This is a genomic window from Streptomyces noursei ATCC 11455 (assembly GCF_001704275.1).
Classification (GTDB): Bacteria; Actinomycetota; Actinomycetes; order Streptomycetales; family Streptomycetaceae; genus Streptomyces; species Streptomyces noursei.
On the sequence record NZ_CP011533.1, the window covers coordinates 3,750,244 to 3,771,466 of the forward strand.

At 72.3% G+C, this 21,223-nt stretch carries 18 protein-coding genes; 8 read left to right on the forward strand and 10 right to left on the reverse strand.

Translation table 11 applies throughout. The annotated features are described in order from the left end of the window. Positions 1-6: 6 nt before the first annotated feature. Both cpaB and SNOUR_RS15570 read right to left on the reverse strand, forming a co-directional pair. On the reverse strand, positions 7-726 hold the full coding sequence (cpaB, locus tag SNOUR_RS15565) for a Flp pilus assembly protein CpaB (RefSeq protein ID WP_067347360.1): 720 nt from the start codon (positions 724-726) through the stop codon (positions 7-9). A gap of 114 nt (positions 727-840) precedes the next feature. Next, positions 841-2,190, reverse strand: coding sequence for a hypothetical protein (locus SNOUR_RS15570; RefSeq protein ID WP_067347361.1), 1,350 nt, complete (start codon positions 2,188-2,190; stop codon positions 841-843). A gap of 355 nt (positions 2,191-2,545) precedes the next feature. Here SNOUR_RS15570 and SNOUR_RS15575 point away from each other — a divergent pair, with 355 nt between their 5' ends. Next, positions 2,546-3,589: a chitinase gene (locus tag SNOUR_RS15575; protein WP_067358345.1), complete on the forward strand. Its 1,044-nt coding sequence runs from the start codon at positions 2,546-2,548 to the stop codon at positions 3,587-3,589. 112 nt (positions 3,590-3,701) lie between these two features. Here the strand turns inward: SNOUR_RS15575 and SNOUR_RS15580 are convergent, their stop codons facing one another. Then, positions 3,702-4,583 (reverse strand): S1 family peptidase, encoded by an 882-nt coding sequence (locus SNOUR_RS15580; protein WP_067347363.1) that lies wholly within the window; start codon positions 4,581-4,583, stop codon positions 3,702-3,704. Between the two features lie 276 nt (positions 4,584-4,859). On the opposite strand from SNOUR_RS15580, the gene SNOUR_RS15585 reads away from it, so the two are divergent. Then, positions 4,860-6,191 (forward strand): M14 family metallopeptidase, encoded by a 1,332-nt coding sequence (locus tag SNOUR_RS15585; RefSeq protein ID WP_067347365.1) that lies wholly within the window; start codon positions 4,860-4,862, stop codon positions 6,189-6,191. A gap of 206 nt (positions 6,192-6,397) precedes the next feature. Here SNOUR_RS15585 and SNOUR_RS15590 read toward each other — a convergent pair whose 3' ends face one another. The 4 genes from SNOUR_RS15590 to SNOUR_RS15605 form a co-directional block, all read right to left on the reverse strand. Next, a complete protein-coding gene (locus tag SNOUR_RS15590; protein ID WP_067347367.1) occupies positions 6,398-7,930 on the reverse strand; it encodes a GntP family permease in 1,533 nt (510 codons plus the stop codon). 131 nt (positions 7,931-8,061) lie between these two features. Next, positions 8,062-8,472, reverse strand: coding sequence for a RidA family protein (locus SNOUR_RS15595; protein ID WP_067347369.1), 411 nt, complete (start codon positions 8,470-8,472; stop codon positions 8,062-8,064). Between the two features lie 20 nt (positions 8,473-8,492). Continuing rightward, positions 8,493-9,260 (reverse strand): IclR family transcriptional regulator, encoded by a 768-nt coding sequence (locus tag SNOUR_RS15600; protein ID WP_067347371.1) that lies wholly within the window; start codon positions 9,258-9,260, stop codon positions 8,493-8,495. After that, the gene (locus SNOUR_RS15605) at positions 9,257-10,459 is read right to left on the reverse strand and encodes a sugar kinase (RefSeq protein WP_079142672.1); all 1,203 of its coding nucleotides are present in this window, start codon (positions 10,457-10,459) and stop codon (positions 9,257-9,259) included. The genes SNOUR_RS15600 and SNOUR_RS15605 overlap by 4 nt, the downstream gene beginning before the upstream one ends. A 340-nt stretch (positions 10,460-10,799) precedes the next feature. On the opposite strand from SNOUR_RS15605, the gene SNOUR_RS15610 reads away from it, so the two are divergent. The 4 genes from SNOUR_RS15610 to SNOUR_RS15625 all read left to right on the forward strand — a co-directional run bounded on the left by SNOUR_RS15610 (position 10,800) and on the right by SNOUR_RS15625 (position 15,657). Then, positions 10,800-12,089, forward strand: a complete 1,290-nt coding sequence (locus SNOUR_RS15610) for an amino acid deaminase (RefSeq protein WP_067347373.1) — start codon at positions 10,800-10,802, stop codon at positions 12,087-12,089. A 79-nt stretch (positions 12,090-12,168) separates the two neighbouring features. Beyond that, entirely contained in the window at positions 12,169-13,794 is a 1,626-nt protein-coding gene (locus SNOUR_RS15615; RefSeq protein ID WP_067347375.1) for an N-acyl-D-amino-acid deacylase family protein, read from the forward strand. Between the two features lie 147 nt (positions 13,795-13,941). Next, positions 13,942-15,153: a pyridoxal phosphate-dependent aminotransferase gene (locus SNOUR_RS15620; RefSeq protein ID WP_067347377.1), complete on the forward strand. Its 1,212-nt coding sequence runs from the start codon at positions 13,942-13,944 to the stop codon at positions 15,151-15,153. 84 nt (positions 15,154-15,237) lie between these two features. Continuing rightward, positions 15,238-15,657: an SCO4983 family protein gene (locus tag SNOUR_RS15625; RefSeq protein ID WP_039633259.1), complete on the forward strand. Its 420-nt coding sequence runs from the start codon at positions 15,238-15,240 to the stop codon at positions 15,655-15,657. A gap of 101 nt (positions 15,658-15,758) precedes the next feature. On the opposite strand, the gene SNOUR_RS15630 is transcribed toward SNOUR_RS15625, so the two are convergent. Further along, positions 15,759-17,576, reverse strand: coding sequence for a phosphoenolpyruvate carboxykinase (GTP) (locus SNOUR_RS15630; protein ID WP_067347379.1), 1,818 nt, complete (start codon positions 17,574-17,576; stop codon positions 15,759-15,761). Positions 17,577-17,814: 238 nt separating this feature from the next. Here SNOUR_RS15630 and trhA point away from each other — a divergent pair, with 238 nt between their 5' ends. Beyond that, positions 17,815-18,552, forward strand: a complete 738-nt coding sequence (gene trhA / locus SNOUR_RS15635; RefSeq protein ID WP_067347380.1) for a PAQR family membrane homeostasis protein TrhA — start codon at positions 17,815-17,817, stop codon at positions 18,550-18,552. A gap of 355 nt (positions 18,553-18,907) precedes the next feature. After that, entirely contained in the window at positions 18,908-19,534 is a 627-nt protein-coding gene (locus SNOUR_RS15640) for a TetR/AcrR family transcriptional regulator (protein WP_067358347.1), read from the forward strand. Here the strand turns inward: SNOUR_RS15640 and SNOUR_RS15645 are convergent. After that, positions 19,524-19,781: a MerR family DNA-binding transcriptional regulator gene (locus tag SNOUR_RS15645; protein WP_067347382.1), complete on the reverse strand. Its 258-nt coding sequence runs from the start codon at positions 19,779-19,781 to the stop codon at positions 19,524-19,526. The two genes, SNOUR_RS15640 and SNOUR_RS15645, sit on opposite strands and share 11 nt — an antisense overlap. A 37-nt stretch (positions 19,782-19,818) precedes the next feature. Beyond that, positions 19,819-21,186, reverse strand: coding sequence for an amidase (locus SNOUR_RS15650; protein WP_067347384.1), 1,368 nt, complete (start codon positions 21,184-21,186; stop codon positions 19,819-19,821). Between the last annotated feature and the right edge of the window lie 37 nt (positions 21,187-21,223).

The window sequence follows — 21,223 nt, forward strand, 5'->3', positions numbered from 1 at the left end:
TCCAGGTCACTTGTCGCCGTCGAGGGTGTAGGTGCGCTCGCCGGGCGGGACGGTGGGCTGGGTGCCGGGGGCGAGCAGGGCGAGTCGCACGTGGGTGGCGAACGACTCGGCGTAGGCGACGCGTTGGGCGTCCTCGGTGTCGAGCGCGAAGGTGATCGGGACGGCCTGGCCGGGCTGGCGGCCGGTGGCGGTGGTGTTGCCGGGGTCCTTGGCCTCCAGGGGCGTCAGCTTGCCCACGTCGATGACCTGGGCACCGGCGACGATGACCTTGGAGACCGGCTTGTCCTCGGGACGGCGGCCGTCGAAGGTGGCGTAGATGTTCACCCGGGAGCCGGGGTCGATCTTGCCGGCCACGCCGGTGGCGGCGTCGATCATGATGGCGATCTCCTGCTGTCCGGGCTTGAGCGCCGGCCGATCGACGATCATGTCGTCCTGGAGGAGCGAGCCCTTCCTGAGCGGGGTCACCGCGATCTTGCCGCTGACCTTGTCCAGGTCGGTCACGGCGGTGGGCGGCAGCCACCGCTGCGGAATCCTCACCTCTTCGAACTGCCCGGGATCCAGCGATTTATAGGCCGCGACATCCGACTTGAGCCGATAGGCGGTCCGCTCCGCCCCGACCTTGGACTCGACGTTCCGGATCACCGACAGCACGCCGATGAAGGCGCCGACCGCACACAGGACGGACAGGAGCAGCAGGATCACTCCGCGGCGCTGGCGTGAGTTCATGGGTGGGGGACCTCGATCGGGACGGGGGCGGATCGGTCGGGGCGGGTGATGGACGGGACCGGGCGCCGGGCGGCGGGGCCGGGCGCCGGGCGCGTCGGAGGGGGCGTCGGAGGTTCAGCGCACGTGGGCCACCCTCCGCGCGCCGCCGGGGAGGGTGCGGAGGTCGGGGTGGTCCGGGTCGCCGGTCAGGCCGGGCGGTGGGGCGGTCGGCCGCTGGACCGCGCCGGCCATGACGTCCGGGCCGCGGACGTCGAGGGGGCCGGGGCCGCCGCGGACACCGGGCACGCCGGGGCCGTACCGGACGCCCGTGCCGTGGGGCGCTCCCGTGGCGGGCGGTACGCCGGTGATCTGGGGCGGGCCGGGCACCTGCGGCGCGCCGTCCGGACTCGGCACTCCCGAGATGCCGACCACCCCGGGGACGCCGGCGGGCGCCACGGGTGACAGACCGCGCTGCCGCAGCGGTGAGCAGCCGGACGGATCGGGGGCGGGGGCCGCGGGGGGCGGAGGCGCACCCGGGGCGGGCGCCGGCGCCGCGAGCGCGGCCGGCGCCCCGGCTATGGCGGCGGGTTCCCGCCCGGCGGAGCCGCCGCCCGCCCGGTCGCGGGCCAGTGGCGCGGCGCAGAACGCGCAGCGGTCGCCGATGACTTCCTGGCCGCACCAGCCGCACTCCTCCCGCCGGACCGAGGCCACCAGGCGGCTGAGCAGCGCCGGGTCGGGGATGGCGGCGGCGAACTCGATCAGCTTCTGGGTGCCCCACCAGCGGGCGGACTCGGTGGGCAGGTGCGCCTCGTAGACGCCCTGCACCTGCCAGGCCGGGGCGAGCGCGGAGGTGACCCAGTCGGCGGTGAGCTGGCCGCGGGCGACGGCGAGTTGGGTGGCGAAGCCGGGCGGGCGGAGTCCGGCGTCGGTGCGGTGCCGGTCGACGTGGAGCAGTTGGGGCTGCGGGGTGGCCAGCACCGCGAAGTGCGCGCCGGGCAGCCAGGACTTCATGTGGGAGCGCAGGTCCACCTCGACCCGGTCCAGCCCGGTGACGCTGCCCAGCAGGGCGCCGGCGTGGACGTAGTGCGTCAGCAGCCGGGCCGCGCAGGCCAGTACGCCGGGGCTGAAGCCGCAGACCGACAACTGGCGGAGCTGGCGGGCGAGCACCGCGACGCCGAGCGGCGGCAGGGCGCTGGGCAGGATCGCGATCCGGTCGCTCTCCAGGACGGCGCGCAGGGTGTGCAGCCGACGGACGTGCTCCGGCGGGCAGGCGGCGGAGTACAGGACGACGAGGTGGCCGTGGTGTTCGAGGACCGCGCTGGTCTCCGTCAGGGCCTCGTCCAGCGGCTGCTGGTGCGGGGCGCGGAGGACGACCGCGGCGGGGGTCGGCCGATCGACGGGGGCACCTCCCTGCCCGAGCCAGTTCGCGGGCTCGGCGGCGGGCAGCGCGAGGTCCGGGCTGGTGACTGCAATCGCGGTCGGCACGTCGCTCCCCCACTCCTTCCGGCCTCCGGGGTTCCCGGGACCGCGGATCGGCACAGCTCTGCGCCATCGGCGCCATACGCTCAGCACTTTATCCACAGAGATACGCCCCGGAGAACACGTTCTGGGCTACTCGTCTTGCCCGTCGTTCCACCGGGCGACCCCGCATGCCGCCCGAGCGGCGAACATCGGAACTCCCTCTTCCGACCGGACCCTTGACACCGTTTATTGGTCTGGACCACCTTGTACGGCAAGCCCAGGGCCCCTGAACGCACACGGCACCACTCCCCCAACCACCCCCCACACGGAGGCAGTCGTGGCTCGCGCACGCGGAGAAAGAAGCGGAGAAAGAACCGGCATCGGAACGAGGAAGCGGACCCGGATCGACCGCGGACGGCTGCTTGCCGGGTTGGCCGCCGCCGTGCTGGCGTCCGGCGGTCTGGTCGCCGCCGGCCCCGCCGGCCCCGCCGGAGCGACCGGTCCGTCGGCGCAGCGGCCCGCCCCGGCGGCCGGCGCCGCGGCCGTCCCCAAGCACGCCCTCACGGGCTACTGGCAGAACTTCGACAACGGCGCGACGGTACAGAAGTTGAAGGACGTGGACGACGCCTACGACATCATCGCGGTGGCCTTCGCCGAGGCGACCGGTCAGCCGGGCGCCGTCACCTTCACCCTCGACCCGGCGCTCGGCTACGGTTCGGCGGCCGACTTCAAGGCGGACATCAAGGCCAAGCAGGCGGCCGGCAAGTCGGTGGTCCTCTCGGTCGGCGGCGAGAAGGGCTCGGTGGCGGTCGGCGACGACGCCTCCGCCCGGAACTTCGCCGACTCGATCAACGGCCTGATGGACGAGTACGGCTTCGACGGCGTCGACATCGACCTGGAGAACGGCCTCAACTCGACCTATATGACGCAGGCGCTGAAGGCCGTCCACGCCAAGCATCCGGACGTCGTGGTGACCATGGCCCCGCAGACCATCGACATGCTGTCGCCGCAGAACGAGTACTTCAAGACGGCGCTGGCCATCAAGGACTTCCTGACCGTCGTCAACACGCAGTTCTACAACAGTGGTTCCATGAACGGCTGCGACGGCAAGGTCTACGCCCAGGGCTCGGTGGACTTCCTCACCGCGCTCGCCTGCACCCAGCTGGAGGGCGGGCTGGACCCGTCGCAGGTCGGTCTCGGCGTGCCGGCCTCGCCCCGCGCGGCGGGCGGCGGTTACGTCTCCCCGTCCGTGGTGAACGCCGCGCTGGACTGCCTGACCGCGGGCACCAACTGCGGCTCGTTCAAGCCGTCCCGGACGTATCCGGGGCTGCGGGGCGCGATGGCCTGGTCGACGAACTGGGACGCCGCGAACGGCGGCGCCTTCGCGAGCCAGGTGGGCGGGCACGTCCACCAACTGCCCTAGTCGGCCCCCTCAAGAGCCCCCCGAGACGCCACCCCCCAAAAAAAGAGGGCCGGGTCCCGTGCACGTGGTGCACGGGACCCGGTTCCTCACCTTCCGCTGCGGCGGCCCCCGGTCAGCGGCGCAGGCCCGACGGCTTGGGCAGGGTGCAGCCCGCGGCGTTCAGGTCGAGCTTGTTGCCGGTGCCGAAGCACTTGGGGATGCCGTAGGTCTCCTCGGCGTAGTTGATGCCCTTGTGGACGGTGACGTTGCCGTTCTCGTCCACCTCGCACGGGTTGTTCTCGGTGCAGCGCTCACCGTTCTCGTTGCCCGTGTTGTTGATGGCGGTGACCTTGCCGGTGGAGTTGTCGATCACCGGCGACCCGGAGGTGCCACCGATCGTCTTGCACTCGGGGGTGTAGCGGACGGAGTCCTTCCAGGCCCAGCCGCCCTCCTTGAGGGTGGGCACGAACCCGTCGATGCTGCAGGTGTAGGTCTTCTTCCAGTAGCCGGAGACGACGGTGATCCCGGCCCCCTTGGCGGGGTGGTCGGTGGACAGCTCCAGCGGCTTGATCCCGTACTTCTGCTCGATCTGCGCGTAGGTCGAGCCGGTCTCGTAGAGCGTCACATCGGTGTCGGTCATGGTCGCGTAGACGACCTTGGTGGCCTGGATCGAGCCCAGGTCGCCGGCCGACTTGTCCAGGACGGTGAAGCCGCGACTGGAGGGCTGGTCGACTATCACCTGCCCCGGTGAGGGCATCCCGCTCTCCAGGCAGTGGCCGTTGGTCATCACCAGCGCCGGGTCGTCCGGCTGCGAGGTGGGCATCTTGACGATCGATCCGGAACAGTCGTCCAGCGCCACCGTGCCCGCGAAGTCGACGGCCTGGGTCCGCGGCGGCTTGGGCTTGTGGTGCGCGGCGGCGCCGACCGGGGCCGCGCCCGCCGGGGCGGCGGCGGTCACCAGGGCGGCCGCGCCCAGGACCGCGGTGGCCAGGGTGCCGACGAGAGGTCGATACATGTGGGGGTCCTCTCAGTTCTGTGTCCGGAGTCGCACGGCGTCGGTCGCCCTCCGCCGCTCCGGATTTGTCACGCGCATTGTTCGCCGAGCCCGGCTCCACGGCAATGAATTTGCGGGAAGAGAGAGGAAGTTGACCCTTCGCCGACGCCGCGCGCCGATTTCCCCCTACCCCACGCCACCCCCTCGGCCACCTTGACTTGACCACATCTTGACCAGCTCATGCCAAGCCCCAAAACTGAGGGTGTCGCTTCGCCTCACACCCCACAGGAGGACCGCATGCGACCACGTCCACGCGGCGCCCGGACCACCGTCCTCGCCGCGGCCTTCGCTCTCGCCCTCGCCGCCCCGCTCGCCGCGCAGGCACAGGGCACCCCGCCGGCCGGCCCCGCGGACGGCACCGGACGTCCGCACCAGTACGAGGTGACCGGCCTCGCCACCCCCTCGGACCGCTCCGCCCTCGCCGCCACCGGCGTCTCCGTCGACGAGGTGCACGGCCGCGCCACGGTCATCACCGCCGACCGCGGCCAACTCGCCCTCGTCCGCGCGCTCGGCCACCCGGTCAGGCGACTGCCCGACCCGCCGGCCTACGCGGCCACCACCGCCCCCGGCGTCAAGGGCTTCCCGCCCGGATACACCAAGTACCACACCTACGAACAGGCGACCAGAGAGATCAACGCCCTGGTCGCCGCGTATCCGAGCATCCTCACCAGGACCGTCATCGGGAAGTCGTACGAGGGCCGGGACATCGTCGCCCTCAAACTCAGCAAGAACGCCGCCAAGGACGAGGCGGAGCCCGAGGTCCTCTTCACCGCGCACCAACACGCCCGGGAACACCTCACGGTGGAGATGTCCCTTTACCTCCTGAAGGAACTCACCTCGAAATACGGCTCCGACCCACGCATCACCAAACTCCTGGACTCCCGCGAGATCTGGATCATCCCGGACCTGAATCCGGACGGCGGCGCCTACGACATCGCCTCCGGGCAGTTCCGCAGCTGGCGCAAGAACCGGCAGCCCAACTCCGGTTCGGGCAGCGTGGGCACCGACCTCAACCGCAACTGGGAATTCAACTGGGGCTGCTGCGGCGGCTCGTCCGGTTCGCCCTCCAGCGAGACCTACCGCGGCCCCTCGGCGGCGTCCTCGCCCGAGGTGCAGGTCGTCGCCCGGTTCGTGCGCGGCCGGGTGGTCGGCGGCCGGCAACAGATCACCGCCGCCATCGACTTCCACACCTACAGCGAACTGGTGATGTGGCCCTTCGGGTTCACCGACGACCCGACCGGACCCGGCATGACCCAGGACGACCACGACGCCTTCGCCGCGGTCGGCAGGAAGATGGCCGCCGGCAACGGCTACACCCCCGAGCAGTCCAGCGAGCTGTACATCACCGACGGGGCGATCGACGACTGGCTGTGGGGCGACCAGAAGATCTTCGCCTACACCTTCGAGATGTATCCGCCGTCGGCCGGTGCGGGCGGTTTCTACCCCAAGGACACGGTGATTCCGCGGGAGACCGCGCGCAATCGCGAGGCGGTGCTCCAACTGCTGGAGAACGCGGACTGCATGTACCGCTCGATCGGCAAGGAAGGGCAGTACTGCAAGGCCAGGTGAATCGCGGCGCGGCGAAGGACCGGGCGACCACCCGCGCCTCCCGCGGGACGGCGTCCCGGAACACTTCCTCGTGTTCCGGGACACCGTCCCGCGGGACGGCTCACCCGTCCGCCGATGGCCGAACCCGTGGAGCGGTTCGCTAGGGCCTGTCCGATGGGTCATGGCCGGGTCCGCGGCCTTGCCGACCCTGACCCATCGGACAGGCCCTAGAAGACCAGGCTGAGCACCGCCGCCGCCGCGAATCCGACGACCGAGAGCACCGATTCCAGGACCGTCCAGGACTTCAGGGTGTCGCGTTCGGATATCCCGAAGTACTTGCTGACCATCCAGAACCCGCCGTCGTTGACGTGCGAGGCGAAGATCGAGCCCGCCGAGATCGCCATGATGACCAGCGCCAACCGGGCCTGGGAGAAGCCCTGCGCCTCGACCAGCGGCAGCACGATCCCGGCGGTGGTCACGATCGCCACCGTCGCCGAGCCCTGGGCCACCCGCAGGACCAGCGAGAGCAGATAGGCCAGCACGATCACCGGCAGGCCGACGTGGTGGAAGGTGTCCGACAGCGCGGTGGCCACCCCGCTGCCCTTGAGGACCGCGCCGAAGATCCCGCCCGCGCCGACGACCAGCAGGATGTTGCCGACCGGCTTGAGGGAGGAGGTGGAGACCTTCTCCAGGGACGTGCGGGACCAGCCGCGGCGCACGCCGAGCAGGTAGTACGCCAGCAGCAGGGCGAGGGTCAGGGCGACGAAGGGGTGGCCGAAGAACTCGATGACCGAGCGGCCGGCGGACGGGGCCAGCACGATGGAGGAGAAGGTCGCCAGCAGGATCAGCACCAGCGGGGTGCCGATGATGGCGAGGACGGTGCCCAGCGCGACCGGCTTCTCCGGCGAGGTGCCTCCCCCAAGCTCTCCGGCAGGCTCCGAGCAGCGGGAACCCCCACCCGTGGCCTGCTCGGCGGCGACCGCGGCCCGGGCCTCCTCGGCGGCCTCGGCCATGTCCTGCGGCACGGGCACGAACAGCCGCTTGCCGATCCACGCGGCGTACCCCCAGGCCGCGAGCACCGCGGGCACCCCGCACAGCACGCCCATGAGGATCACCCAGCCCAGGTCGACCTTGAACAGGCCGGCCGCGGCCACCGGTCCGGGGTGCGGCGGCAGGAAGGCATGGGTCATGGACAGTCCGGCCAGCAGCGGCATGGCGTAGAGCACGATCGACTTGCCGCTCTTCTTGGCGGCGGCGTAGACGATCGGCGCCAAGACGAAGATGCCGACGTCGAAGAAGACCGGGATGCCGAAGATCAGGCCGGTCAGGCCCATCGCCAGCGGTGCCCGCCGCTCGCCGAAGAGGGCCAGCAGCCGGGCGCTCAACACCGCGGCCCCGCCGGAGACTTCGAGGATCGCGCCGAGCATGGTGCCCAGGCCGATGATGACGGCGACATGACCGAGGATCCCGCCCATGCCGGTCTCGATCATGGAGACCGCGTCGGCCCGCGCGGAATGCGCTGATGGATGCAGCTGGACCGTGCCGAAGAGTTCGGTGACCGAGAGGCCGGCGGCCAGGCCGACCGCGATGGAGACGCCGAGCAGGGCGACGAAGGGCTGCAGCCTGACCTTCATGATCAGGAAGAGCAGCAGGGCGATGCCGAGGGCGGCGACGGTCAGCAGGCCGGGCGTGCCCGGTATCAGGGCGAGCAGTCCGCCGGTGTGGGGTGGCGGTGGGGCGGTGGGCGCGGCGAGGACCATGGGTGACTCCGTTGTCAGGCGGGATGTGTCCAGGCAGGGGGGACCGCGGCACGGCGCCCCGGTCGGACGGGGCGCCGTGCCGTGCGGCGGGCGGTGCGCTAACGGCGGGCGGTGCAAGGGGTGTTGATGCCTCAGCTCAGGACGGCGAGCGCGTCGATCTCGATGAGCAGGCCCCTGGGCAGGCCGACGTAGACGGTGGTCCGGGCGGCCGGGGCCGCCTTGAGGCCCTGCTCCTCGAAGTAGGCGTTGTAGATCTCGTTCATCTCGGCGAAGTGGTCCACGTCGGTGAGGTAGACGCGCATCATCATCACGTCGTCCCAGGTGGCGCCGCCCTCTTCGAGGATCGCCCGGACGTTGGCGAAGGTCTGGAGGGTCTGCTCGCGCAGCGTCGGGCCGGCCGGCGTCGGGGGCTGGCCCTCGACGGCGGGCAGGAAGCCGACCTGGCCGGCGACCTGGAGGATGTTGCCCTTCTTGACGCCGTGCGAGAACTTCGCGGGCGGGGTGGTGTGGGTGGCCGGGGTGAGGGCGATCTTCTCGCTCATATGTGTCCTTCAGACGTGCTTCACGGGGCCGGCTCGTGGCCGGGGCTTGTGGTGCCGGAGTACTCCCGGCTGATGGCGTCGGCGGTGCGGCGCACCAGCGGGAGCAGGCCGAGGAGTTCCTGCGCGCTGACGACGACGTTGGGTGCGGAGACCGACATGGCGGCCGCGACCCGTCCGTCCGCGCCCCGGATGGGGGCGCCGATGCAGTTGATGGACTCCTCGTGGCCACCGAGGTCGGTGGCCCAGCCCTGTTCGCGCACCGTGGCCAGTTCGGCCAGGAAGGCCGCGGCGTCGGGCGTCGAACGGGACGTGTAGCGGGGGTAGTCGAGCTTCGAGGCGAGGGCGCGGCGCTCGGGCTCGGGCAGGTCGGCCAGGAGCAGCTTGGCGACCGCGGCGACGGTGATCGCCACCGGCTTGCCGATCCGGGAGTACATCCGGACCGGGTAGCGGCTGTCGACCTTGTCGATGTAGAGGACCTCGTTCTCCTCGTAGACCGCGAGGTGGACGGTGTGGCCGCACGTCTCGTTGAGTTCGACGAGGTGGGGGTGGGCGATCTCGCGGACGTCGAGGTTCTCCACGGCCTCCTGGGCCAGGGCGATGAGCCGCGCGCCGAGGCGGTAGCGCTGGTCGGGCTGGCGGTAGACGAGGCCGTGCTCGTGCAGGGTGCGCAGCAGGCGCAGCGCGGTGGACTTGTGGACGCCGAGCCGGTCGGCGACCTGCCCCAGGTCGGCGGGGCCCTCGGCGAGCAGCGGCAGGATGCTCAGCGCACGGTCGACGGTCTGGCTCATGCCCGTGCCTCGCTTCGCTCGACCCCGCCGGCGCCGGGGGCGTGCCTCTCGTCGGTCGTCCCGCTGCGCTCGTCCACTGCGTGTCCCTCCTGGTCCGCGGCCACCATGGCGTCCGTCCAGCCGGGGCCGAGGTGCAGTGTCCCCCAGGCACCGTCGTCGAGCGCGGCCAATCGGTCGGCCAGGGCCCGGACGGGGGGCGCGGCGAGGTCGCCCGGGACGGTGAGGGCGGCGGCGGCCCACAGGTGGCCGTGCCGGACCCGGGTGGGCAGCGGCAGTCCGCGCAGGGCGGCGGAGAGGAAGCCGGCGGCGAAGGCGTCGCCGGCGCCGACCGCGGCGACCACGTCGACGGTGGGGGCGGGGACGAGGGTGCCGGCGGGGGCCTCGTCGCGGTCGGCGGCGCCGGGGGCGCGGCGGAAGACCAGCGCCCCGGCCGCGCCGAGCTTGACGACCAGGGTCTCCGGCTCGGGCAGTGCCGCGCGGACCGCCCTGGGGTCGGGCAGGCCCCAGGCGGCCTGGGCCTCGTCGGCGCCGACGAACACCACGTCGGCGGTGCGGGCCAGGTCGAGGAGGACCCGCGGGCCCTGCGTGCCGGACCACAGGTGCGGCCGGTAGTTGACGTCGAAGGAGAGCAGCGGGCGGGTGGCGCCGGCCGGCGGGTCGCCGTGGGCGTGCGGCGCCGGGGCCATCAGGGCGCGCAGCAGGCCGAGGCAGTCCGCGGAGAGCGCGGCGGTGATCCCGGAGAGGTGGAGCACCCGGCCGGAGCGGATGGCGGCAAGGTCCATGGTGGCGGGGGCCATCGCGGAGGCGGCCGAGCCGGCGCGGTAGTAGGCGACCTCGTGGGCGGCGGTGGCGCGGTCGCCGGCGGTGCGGAAGTAGATGCCGGTGGGACGGAGCGGGTCGCGCCGGACCGCGCGGGTGTCCACGCCGTACCCGGCGATCTCGCGGACGAGGTGGTCGCCGAAGCCGTCCGCGCCGACCCGGGAGATCCAGCGGGTGGGGTGGCCGGCCCGGGCGAGGGCGCAGGCGACGTTGGACTCCGCGCCGCCGATGGCGCGCTCGAAGGCGGGGACGTCGGCGAGCGGCCCGGGGACGGTGGGCAGGAAGGTGACCATGGACTCGCCGAGGCAGACGACATCGACGTCCGGGGCGGCGCCGGCCGCCGGGACGGGGGTGTCGTTGACGTTCGAGGACCTGGTCACGATCGGTTGCGCTCCTTCGCTGTGCCGCCGACGCTGCGGGATCTCCCCGCTCGACGCGCTCGGGGAGGGTTCGCCGTACCGCGGGGCGGGGCGGGCCGGCTCCCGGCCCGGATGTCCCTCCGGTCCTCGGCCCGGCTCCCGTACCGGCTCCGGTGCCGGGGGGCCGGCCTCCGTCGGCCGGATTTCCGTGCGGTTTTCCGTCCGCCCGCGGCGCGTTTCGCCCTGCCTCGCCCCGTGTTTTCCCACCATTGACCGGGCGATGGCTCGGATGTTAGACAGCTGTAAGCGTTATGCGCAACGGTTGTTGCAGAGGGTGCAACACGGTCTTTGAGGAGGCTCCATGGCCGGCGAGCGGCTCGCGCAGGAACTCACCGACCTCGCGGACGAGAAGGTCGACCACCGCTTCAAGGCACTCCCCCCGGATGCCGCCGGACGCACCGTCGGGGAGCTGGCGGCCGAGCGCCGCAACCTCTTCACCGACGGCTTCACCACGCCCGTGCTGGCCCTCTCCGCCGCATCGGTCGAGCACAACCTCGCCCTCCTGGAGACCTACACCGCCCGGCACGGCCTGGCCTTCGCCCCGCACGGCAAGACCTCCATGGCCCCGCAGCTCTTCGCCCGCCAGCTGGCGCACGGCGCCTGGGGGATCACCGCCGCCGTCCCCCACCAGGCCCGCGTCTACCGCGACTTCGGCATCCAGCGGATCTTCCTGGCCAACGAGGTCGTCGACGCCGCCGCGCTGCACTGGCTCGCCGGCGAGCTGGCCGCCGACCCGGACTTCCGCTTCATCTGCTACGTCGACTCGGTGCGCGGCATCGAGCTGATGGACGCCGCGCTGCGCGCCGCCGAGGCCACCCGCCCGGTGGACGTCGTCATCGAACTGGGCGCCGGCGAGGGGGCCCGCACGGGGGCCCGCACCGAGGCCGAGTGCCGCGAACTGGCCGACGCCATCGCGGGCGTGGACACCCTCCGTCTGGTCGGCGTCGCCGGCTACGAGGGCGAGGTGCCGGGCGCGGACCAGGAGCGGGTCACCGCCTGGCTGCGCCGGCTGGTCGCGCTCGCCGCCGACCTCGACGCCTGCGGCCGCTTCACCGACCTCGACGAGATCGTGGTCAGCGCCGGCGGCAGCGCGTGGTTCGACACCGTCGCCGAGGTCTTCGCCGACCTCCCCGAGCTCTCCGCGCCTATCCTCAAACTGCTGCGCTCGGGCGCGTACGTCTCGCACGACGACGGGCACTACCGCCACCTCACCCCCTTCAACCGGGTGCCGGACGAGGGGGCGCTGCAGCCCGCCTTCCGGCTCTGGGCGCAGGTCGTCTCCCGGCCCACCCCCGAGCAGGCGTTCCTCAACGCGGGCAAGCGGGACGCGGCGTACGACCTCGATCTGCCGCAGGCCCAGACCGTGCGCTCCGGCCGGGACGGCACCCTGCGTCCGGCGGCCGGCATCACCGTCACCGGCCTGTCCGACCAGCACGCCTGGCTACGCACCGAGCACGCCGGGGACCTGGAGGTCGGCGACTGGGTCGCCCTGGGCCTGTCGCACCCGTGCACCTCCTTCGACAAGTGGCAGTTGATCCCGCTGGTCGAGGAGGACGGAACGGTCGTCGACTTCATCCGCACGTTCTTCTGATACCCGCGGGGGCGGTCCGGCCGCCCCCGCCCGCCTCCCGAGCAGGCCCGAGAACGGCAGCGAGAAAGGCAGCCCGCCCATGGACACCGTGTTCCGCGACGTACGCGTCATCGACGGGTCCGGCGGGCCCTCCTACCGTGCCGACGTCGCCCTGGCCGACGGCCGGATAGCCGCGCTCCACCGCGCGTCGGACGCCGGCCCCCGCCCGTCCGCCGCCCGCACCGTCGACGCCGCCGGCCTCGCCCTCGCCCCCGGCTTCATCGACATGCACGCGCACAGCGACCTGGCGCTGCTGCGCGACCCGGAGCACACCGCCAAGGCCGCCCAGGGCGTCACCCTCGAAGTCCTCGGCCAGGACGGCCTGTCCTACGCCCCGGTCGACGACCGCACGCTCGCCGAGGTCCGCCGGGCCATCACCGGCTGGAACGGCGACGGCGCGGACATCGACTTCTCCTGGCGCACGGTCGGCGGCTATCTCGACGCCCTCGACACCGCCCACGGCGGCCGGGGCATCGCGGTCAACGCCGCCTACCTCGTCCCGCAGGGCACGGTCCGGATGTACGCCGTCGGCTGGGACGACCGCGCCCCCTCCCCCGCCGAACTCGACGCGATGCGGCAGCTCGTCGCCGAGGGCCTGGCGCAGGGCGCCGTCGGCATGTCCTCCGGCCTGACCTACACCCCCGGCATGTACGCCGAGAACGCCGAACTCACCGCACTGTGCCGGGTGGTGGCCGCGTACGACGGCTACTACTGTCCGCACCACCGCAGCTACGGAGCCGGGGCGCTGGCCGCCTACGAGGAGATGGTCGAGCTCACCCGGGACGCGGGCTGCGCCCTGCACCTCGCGCACGCCACGATGAACTTCGGGGTGAACAAGGGAAGGGCCGCCGAGCTGCTCGCCCTGCTCGACGCGGCGCTCGCCGGCGGCGCCGACATCAGTCTCGACACCTACCCCTACACCCCGGGCTCCACCACCCTCGTCGCGATGCTGCCGAGCTGGGCCAACGAGGGCGGTCCGGAGGCGACCCTGGCCCGCCTGCGGGACGCGGGGACCGCCGAGCGGATCCGCCACCACGTCGAGGAGGTCGGCTCGGACGGCTGCCACGGGGTACCGATCGAGTGGGACACCATCGAGATCTCCGGGGTGAGCGACCCCGGGCTCGGCTCGTACGTCGGGCGGACCGTCGCCCGGTCCGCGGCGCTGCGCGGCGAGGCCCCCTGGGTCACCGCCCGTCGCCTGCTGATCGACGACCGCCTCGGCTCGACGATCCTCCAGCACGTCGGCCACGAGGAGAACGTCCGCGCCATCATGCGGCACCCCATCCACACGGGCGGCAGCGACGGCATCCTCCAGGGCACCAAGCCGCACCCGCGGGCGTACGGGACGTTTCCGCACTACCTCGGCCACTACGCCCGCGACCTCGGCGTCCTCTCCCTGGAGGAGACCGTCGCCCACCTGACCTCCCGCCCCGCCGCCCGGCTGCGGCTGCCCGACCGCGGCCTGGTCCGCGAGGGGTACCGCGCCGACCTGGTCCTCTTCGATCCGGAGACGGTCGCCGCGGGCTCCACCTTCGACGCCCCGCGGGCCCTGCCGGTCGGCATCCCGCACGTCCTGATCGACGGCCGCTTCGTCGTCGAGGACGGCCGCCGCACCGATGTCCTGGCGGGCCGCGCGATCCGGCGCATGCCGGGCCGGCGCCGCTGACCGCGCCGGCGCGGGCCGCCGGCCGACCCCGCCACGAAATCAGCACCCACCCCACCCGTCACGCCATGTAACGGATGCCACACGCTCCGCCACATCGTGGCGAAAACCACCCGGCGCGCACCGCTACGCGCCCGTAGAGTGGCCGTCATGCAGGTGATCCAGTCAACGAAGCTCGCCAACGTCTGCTACGAAATCCGCGGCCCGGTCCTCGAAGAGGCCATGCGGCTGGAGGCGGCGGGTCACCGCATCCTCAAGCTGAACACCGGGAACCCGGCGGCCTTCGGATTCGAGTGCCCGCCGGAGATCCTGGAGGACATCGTCCGCTCGGTCGGCACCGCGCACGGCTACGGCGACGCCAAGGGCCTGCTCTCGGCCCGCCGCGCGGTGGTGCAGCACTACGAGACCCAGGGCATCGAGCTCTCCGTCGACGACGTCTACCTCGGCAACGGCGTCTCCGAGCTGATCCAGATGTCCATGCAGGCGCTGCTGGACGACGGCGACGAGGTACTGGTCCCGGCGCCGGACTACCCGCTGTGGACGGCCTCGGTCTCGCTCTCCGGCGGCACCGCCGTCCACTACCGCTGCGACGAGCAGGCCGACTGGATGCCGGACCTGGCCGACATCGAGCGCAAGGTCACCGACCGCACCAAGGCCATCGTCGTCATCAACCCCAACAACCCCACCGGCGCGGTCTACGACGACGAACTGCTGCGCGGGATCGCCGAGATAGCCCGCCGGCACAACCTGATCGTCTGCGCCGACGAGATCTACGACAAGATCCTCTACGACGGCGTCACCCACACCCCGTTCGCCTCGCTCGCCCCGGACCTGCTGACACTGACCTTCAACGGGCTGTCCAAGGCGTACCGGGTCGCGGGCTACCGCAGCGGCTGGCTGGCGGTCTGCGGTCCGAAGGCGCACGCCTCCTCCTACATCGAGGGGCTGACGATCCTGGCGAACATGCGGCTGTGCGCCAACATGCCGGTGCAGCACGCGGTGGCCACCGCCCTCGGCGGCCGGCAGTCGATCAACGACCTGGTGCTGCCCGGCGGCCGGCTCCTGGAGCAGCGGGACACCGCCTACGAGCTGCTCACACAGATACCGGGCGTCAGCTGCGTCAAGCCGAAGGGCGCGCTCTACGCCTTCCCCCGGCTGGATCCCGCGGTGTACAAGGTCAAGGACGACCGGCGGATGGTGCTGGACCTGCTGCGCGCCGAGAAGATCATGATCGTCCACGGCACCGGCTTCAACTGGCCCGAGCCGGATCACTTCCGTCTGGTGACGCTGCCGAACAAGGACGATCTGGCGGACGCCGTCACCCGAATTGGCGCCTTCCTCGACGGTTACGGACAGTACTGAGGCGCAGTAAGTTCTGTACAGGCCATAACTTTAGACAGCGTCTAAGCTAGGATGGCCTCCTAGACGTTTTCAGGAGGCCGTCCCATGTACGAACCGATCCGCACCAAGTCGGTCCACACCATGGCCGTCGCCCCGGGGATCCCGCACCGCTCCCGTGAGGAGGAGCTGGACATCCGGCTCGCCGGGCAGCTGACCGCCCTGCTCACCGTCACCGACGAGCTGCACGCCCTGACCGAGTGCGGCGCCGAGCGGGCCGCCCTGGCCTCGGCGGCCGACCGCATCGCCGTCGAGGTCGCCCGGCTGAGCGGCCACTATCCGCTGCGCGCCGAGCCCACCGACGGCGGCGACCGGAGCCGGGTACCGGCCCTCCGACAGCGCGCCCACACCCTCGCCGGGAACGCCCTGGCCGTCGCCACGTCCCGGAACGACGCCGGCGCCGTCGCCCTGGCCGAGGAGCGGCTGGCCGCCCACGACGCGAGCAGCCCGGACCTCGCCACCGCCTGACCGTCCGCGCACGCGTCGGGGCCCCGCGCATCGCGCACGGGACCCCGGACGGGTGAGGTACGCGCCGGGCGGTACGCATCGCGCCGCCCGGCGGACAGGCACTAGCCGAGCCGCTGCACCAGCGCGCGGTACTCGTCCCACAGCTCCTTCGGCGTGTGGTCGCCGAAGGTGTTCAGGTGCTCGGGGACCAGCGCCGCCTCCTCGCGCCAGACCTCCTTGTCGACGGTGAGCAGGAAGTCCAGGTCCTTGTCGGAGAGTTCGAGGCCCTCGGTGTCCAGCGCGTCCTTGGTGGGCAGCACGCCGATCGGGGTCTCGACGCCCTCGGCCGTGCCCGCCAGCCGCTCGACGATCCACTTGAGCACCCGGCTGTTCTCGCCGAAGCCCGGCCACACGAAGCGGCCCTCGTCGTCCTTGCGGAACCAGTTGACGTAGTAGATCTTCGGCAGCTTGGCCTGGTCCTTGTCGGCCCCGACCTTGATCCAGTGCGCCATGTAGTCGCCCATGTTGTAGCCGCAGAACGGCAGCATGGCGAACGGGTCGCGGCGCAGCTCGCCGACCTTGCCCTCGGCCGCGGCGGTCTTCTCCGAGGCCACGTTGGCGCCGAGGAAGACACCGTGCTGCCAGCTCAGCGACTCGGTCACCAGCGGCACCGCGCTGGCCCGGCGACCGCCGAAGAGGATGGCCGAGATCGGCACGCCCTTGGGGTCCTCCCACTCGGGCGCGATGGTCGGGCACTGGGCGGCGGGCACGGTGAAGCGGGCGTTGGGGTGCGCGGCCGGGACACCCGACTCGGGCGTCCAGTCGTTGCCCTTCCAGTCCGTGAGGTGCTTCGGGGTCTCCTCCGTCATGCCCTCCCACCACACGTCGCCGTCGTCGGTCAGGGCGACGTTGGTGAAGACCGAGTTGCCCCAGAGGGTCTTCATGGCGTTGGCGTTGGTGTGCTCGCCGGTGCCGGGCGCGACGCCGAAGAAACCGGCCTCGGGGTTGATCGCGTAGAGCCGGCCGTCCTGGCCGAACCGCATCCAGGCGATGTCGTCGCCGATGGTCTCGACCGTCCAGCCCGGGATCGTCGGCTCCAGCATGGCGAGGTTGGTCTTACCGCAGGCGCTCGGGAACGCCGCGGCGACGTACTTGGCCTCACCCTGCGGCGGGGTCAGCTTGAGCACGAGCATGTGCTCGGCCAGCCAGCCCTCGTCACGGGCCATGACGGAGGCGATCCGCAGCGCGTAGCACTTCTTGCCGAGCAGGGCGTTGCCGCCGTAGCCGGAGCCGTAGGACCAGATCTCGCGGGACTCGGGGAAGTGCGAGATGTACTTGGTGGAGTTGCACGGCCACGGCACGTCCTGCTCGCCCTCGGCGAGCGGGGCGCCGAGGGTGTGCACGGCCTTGACGAAGAAGCCGTCCTCACCGAGCTCGTCGAGGACCGCCTGGCCCATCCGCGTCATGGTGCGCATCGACACGGCGACGTACGCGGAGTCGGTGATCTCCACTCCGATGGCGGAGAGCGGGGAGCCGACCGGCCCCATGCAGAACGGGACGACGTACATCGTCCGGCCCTTCATCGCGCCGCGGAAGACGCCCTGCTCCCCCACGAAGATCTCCCGCATCTCGGCGGGCGCCTTCCAGTGGTTGGTGGGGCCGGCGTCCTCTTCCTTCTCCGAGCAGATGAAGGTGCGGTCCTCGACACGCGCCACGTCCGTCGGGTCGGACGCGGCGTAGTACGAGTTGGGGCGCTTGATCGGGTCGAGCTTCTTGAAGGTGCCCTTCTCGACGAGCTCTTCGCACAGCCGCTCGTACTCCGCCTCCGAGCCGTCGCACCAGACGACCCGGTCGGGCTGGGTGATCGCCGCTATCTCGCCGACCCAGTCGCGCAGGGCCTGGTGCCGGGTCGGGGTGGGAGCCGCGTTGTCGCGCGCCACGATCGCTCCTAGATGAGGGGTTTGGTCGACTTCCTGCACACAAGGCAAGAAGACCGCTTCTTTTACTTATCTGCCCCTTGGGGGCTGCGACCCGGATGCTTCGTGACCGCTCATCCGGTGCCGACCGCACTCATTTGATCATCCGACCCTGATTCGGATCTGTCCAGGGGGCACCGTGGTGACCGTCACCACTTCCGGACGAATCCGTAACTTACGGTTGCGTAGGTAGCATTGCGCCATGACTTCCGCGCCCGACGCCGCTGAAAGCCGCCCCCCTGTCGCGCCGTCCGGGACCGATACCGGGTCCCCCGTCGCCACGGCGGTCGCCGCCGCGACGGCGCCGCTCAAGCCGAAGCTGCGCGGCTGGCTGCATGCCGGGATGTTCCCGGCCGTCCTGCTCTCCGGCATCGTGCTGACGGCGCTCGCCGACAGCCCCCGCGGCCGACTGGCCTGCGCGATCTACACCATCACCGCCTGCCTGCTGTTCGGCGTCAGCGCCCTGTACCACCGCGGCAATTGGAGCCCGCGGATCGACGGAGTGCTGCGCCGGCTCGACCACGCCAACATCTTCCTGATCATCGCCGGCACCTATACGCCGCTGACGCTGCTCCTGGTGACGGGCACCCGCGGGCAGGTGCTGCTCTGGGCGGTCTGGGCCGCCGCACTGGCCGGCATCGCCTTCCGGGTCTTCTGGGTCGGCGCCCCGCGCTGGCTGTACACCCCCTGCTACATCGCGATGGGCTGGGCCGCCGTCTTCTTCCTGCCCGACTTCCTGCGCACCGGCGGCATCGCCGTCCTCGTCCTCGTCATCGTCGGCGGGCTGCTCTACAGCGCGGGCGGCGTGATCTACGGCATCAAGCGCCCCAACCCCTCACCGCGGTGGTTCGGCTTCCATGAGGTCTTCCACTCCTTCACCCTTGCGGCCTTCGTCGTGCACTACGTCGGCATCTCGCTCGTCGCGTATACGCATTCCTGAGGCGGGCCGGAGCCGCGCGACCCGCCCCACGGGTCTCCGCTCCGCCCTCCCGACCGCCACCCGGCGGCCTCTCGGTCGCGGCCGAGAGGCCGCGGCCACGTGCCACGTCAGGGCCGTCAGTCCGGCCAGCACCAGGGCCGTCACCAGCAGGCCGCCACCCAGCAGGAAGCCACCGACGCACAGCGCGGCGGCGAACGCGGTGTACACATGCATCACGGGTCGCACCACGAACCTCCTTTCGAATGTCACCGTCGGTAATCATTCCCCTGTCGCAGCGTGACACACCCCACTGACAGTCAGAGCCCTGTCAATGCACCGCCCATCCACCACAGGGTGGATGGGGACAATGGGCCGCATGGTCCCCGCACACACCCCCGCCGCAGCGCGGCCCGGCACACCGAAACCCGGGCTGCGCGAGCGGAAGAAGCTCCAGACCCGGCAGGCGATCCGCCGCGCCGCCTTCCGGCTCTTCGCGGAGCGGGGCTACGACGCGACCCCGGTCGACCGGATCGCCCAGGCGGCGGAGGTCTCCCCCAGCACGGTCTTCCGCTACTTCCCGGCCAAGGAGGACATCGTGCTCACCGGTGAGTACGACGCCCTGCTGGAGTGCGGAATCCGGGCCCGCCCGCCCGGCGAACCGATAGCCGAGACGCTGCGGCACGTCACCGTCGGGATCATGCACGACATCAGCGCGGCCGACCGCGACGAACTCCTCCAGCGGATCCGGCTGATCCGGGACGTGCCCGCGGTCCGGGGCCGCACCGCCGAACTCACCGCCCGCCACATCGACGTCATCAGCGCCGCGCTGGCCGAGCGCACCGGTCGCCCGGCGGACGACCTGGGGATCCGCGTCATCAGCGCGGCGGCCCTGGCCGCCCTCCAGGAGGCACTGCTGCGCTGGGCCGAGGACTGTCGGGCGGCGAGCCCGGAGGAGCTGATCCACCGCTCGATGGACGTCCTGGCCCGCGGGCTCACCCTCTGAGCGAACGGTCCCCCGCCCCGGAGCCGGGCCGCCCGCCGGACTCCCCCAGGCGCGCCGCCAAGCGCTCCCGCAACCGGGACAACCGCCCGATATGCCCGTCCAGTTCGGCCAGCCGGCGCCGGGCCACCACCTCGGCGGCCCGATGGCCCGACGGCGTCCTCCGGGCCGTCACCAGCCCCTGCTGCTCGTAGTAGCGCAACGCCCGCGGCGTCAGTCCGGCCGCCACCGCCGCGTCCCCGATACGCATCCGCCCCCGCCCTTCGTCCCCCGTGGCGCCCGCGGCGTCAGCGTGCGCCCGTCGATGCGCCGGTGGCCCCGGCCGCTCCGTTCAGTACGCGCTCGACGCCCCTCGCCCAGGACAGCAGCGACTCGTCCGCGCCGGACCGGCCCACCAACTGGAGCCCCAACGGAAGCCCGTTGGCGGCCCGGCCGGCGGGCAGGCTCAGCGACGGCAGCCCGGCGTTGCTCCACGGCAGGCACATGATCGAGGTACCGGTGGTGGTCAGGTCGGCCGGCGCGGGGCCGGTGGCCGCGGGGGTGATCCACACGTCGATGCCGGCGTCCGCGCCGTCGGCCGCGAGCCGTTCGCGGAAGGCGGCACGACGCTCCCGGGCGGCCTCGTAGGCGGCGTCCCCGATCGTCCGGCCCTCGCGGATGGCGGCCGTGGTCTGCTCCCGGTAGAGGTCGGCGTGGCGCGCGAACCACTGGGCGTGGGCACGGGCGACCTCGTAGCGGTTCATGGTGAAGAGCTGCTCGACGATCGCCGCGAAGTCGGCCATCACGGGCACCTCGCGCACCTCGTAGCCGGCCGCCGCCAGCGCCGTGCGCTGGGCCTCGAAGGCCCTGCGTGCCTCGTCGTCGGCGCGCTCCAGATAGGGGCCGGACGGTACGCCCAGCACCGGCGGACGGTCCGGGCGGTCCGCATCCGCGGCCCCGTCGCCGTCCGCCGGCCGCCACCCGTCGCAGAGCACCGGCGCGGCCAGCGCGATCCCCGCCACATCCGTCGCATAGCACCCGAGGGTGTCGAAACTGAGCGCGTTCGGGATGACCCCGTCGAGCGGAATGCGCCCGTAGGTCGGCTTGAAACCGACCACTCCGCAGTAGGCGGCGGGCCGGATCACCGAGCCGACGGTCTGCGTCCCGATGGCCAGCGGGACCATCCCGGCGGCCACCGCGGCCGCCGAGCCGCTGCTCGACCCCCCGGGCGTGTGCGCCGGGTTGTGCGGGTTGCGGGTCGGCCCGGGGGCGGTCACCGCGAACTCCGCGGTCACGGTCTTGCCCGCGATCAGCGCCCCCGCGGCCCGCAGCCGGTCCACGACGGCCGCCTGCGGGCCGGTGAGCTCCTCGGGCGGCAGCGCCGAACCGGCCCGCGTGGGCAGCCCGTCGACGTGCACGATGTCCTTGATCCCGACCGGCACGCCGTACAGGGCGGGGCGTCCGGCGGATCCCGGCGGGCCGGCCGCGGCCAACTCCCGGGCCGCCGCCAGCAGCCGGGCGCGGCGCCCCGGCTCCGGCACGAAAGCCTGGAGGCGGGGATCCACGGCGTCGATGCGGTCACAGGTGCGGCGCACCGCGTCGGCGGGATCGTCCGCGCCGGACCGCAGCGCCGCGGCCTCCTGGACGAGAGAACGGCACCCGAGCAAGGTCGTCACCCGTGCAGGCTACCTCCGGGGCGGAGACCTTTCCGGC

Coding starts and splice junctions, on each gene's coding strand:
- cpaB (WP_067347360.1), bottom strand. CDS start 726: ATGAACTCACGCCAGCGCCGCGGAGTGATCCTGCTGCTCCTGTCCGTC.
- SNOUR_RS15580 (WP_067347363.1), bottom strand. CDS start 4,583: ATGTATCGACCTCTCGTCGGCACCCTGGCCACCGCGGTCCTGGGCGCG.
- SNOUR_RS15585 (WP_067347365.1), top strand. CDS start 4,860: ATGCGACCACGTCCACGCGGCGCCCGGACCACCGTCCTCGCCGCGGCC.
- SNOUR_RS15590 (WP_067347367.1), bottom strand. CDS start 7,930: ATGGTCCTCGCCGCGCCCACCGCCCCACCGCCACCCCACACCGGCGGA.
- SNOUR_RS15595 (WP_067347369.1), bottom strand. CDS start 8,472: ATGAGCGAGAAGATCGCCCTCACCCCGGCCACCCACACCACCCCGCCC.
- SNOUR_RS15600 (WP_067347371.1), bottom strand. CDS start 9,260: ATGAGCCAGACCGTCGACCGTGCGCTGAGCATCCTGCCGCTGCTCGCC.
- SNOUR_RS15610 (WP_067347373.1), top strand. CDS start 10,800: ATGGCCGGCGAGCGGCTCGCGCAGGAACTCACCGACCTCGCGGACGAG.
- SNOUR_RS15615 (WP_067347375.1), top strand. CDS start 12,169: ATGGACACCGTGTTCCGCGACGTACGCGTCATCGACGGGTCCGGCGGG.
- SNOUR_RS15620 (WP_067347377.1), top strand. CDS start 13,942: ATGCAGGTGATCCAGTCAACGAAGCTCGCCAACGTCTGCTACGAAATC.
- SNOUR_RS15625 (WP_039633259.1), top strand. CDS start 15,238: ATGTACGAACCGATCCGCACCAAGTCGGTCCACACCATGGCCGTCGCC.
- trhA (WP_067347380.1), top strand. CDS start 17,815: ATGACTTCCGCGCCCGACGCCGCTGAAAGCCGCCCCCCTGTCGCGCCG.
- SNOUR_RS15640 (WP_067358347.1), top strand. CDS start 18,908: ATGGTCCCCGCACACACCCCCGCCGCAGCGCGGCCCGGCACACCGAAA.
- SNOUR_RS15645 (WP_067347382.1), bottom strand. CDS start 19,781: ATGCGTATCGGGGACGCGGCGGTGGCGGCCGGACTGACGCCGCGGGCG.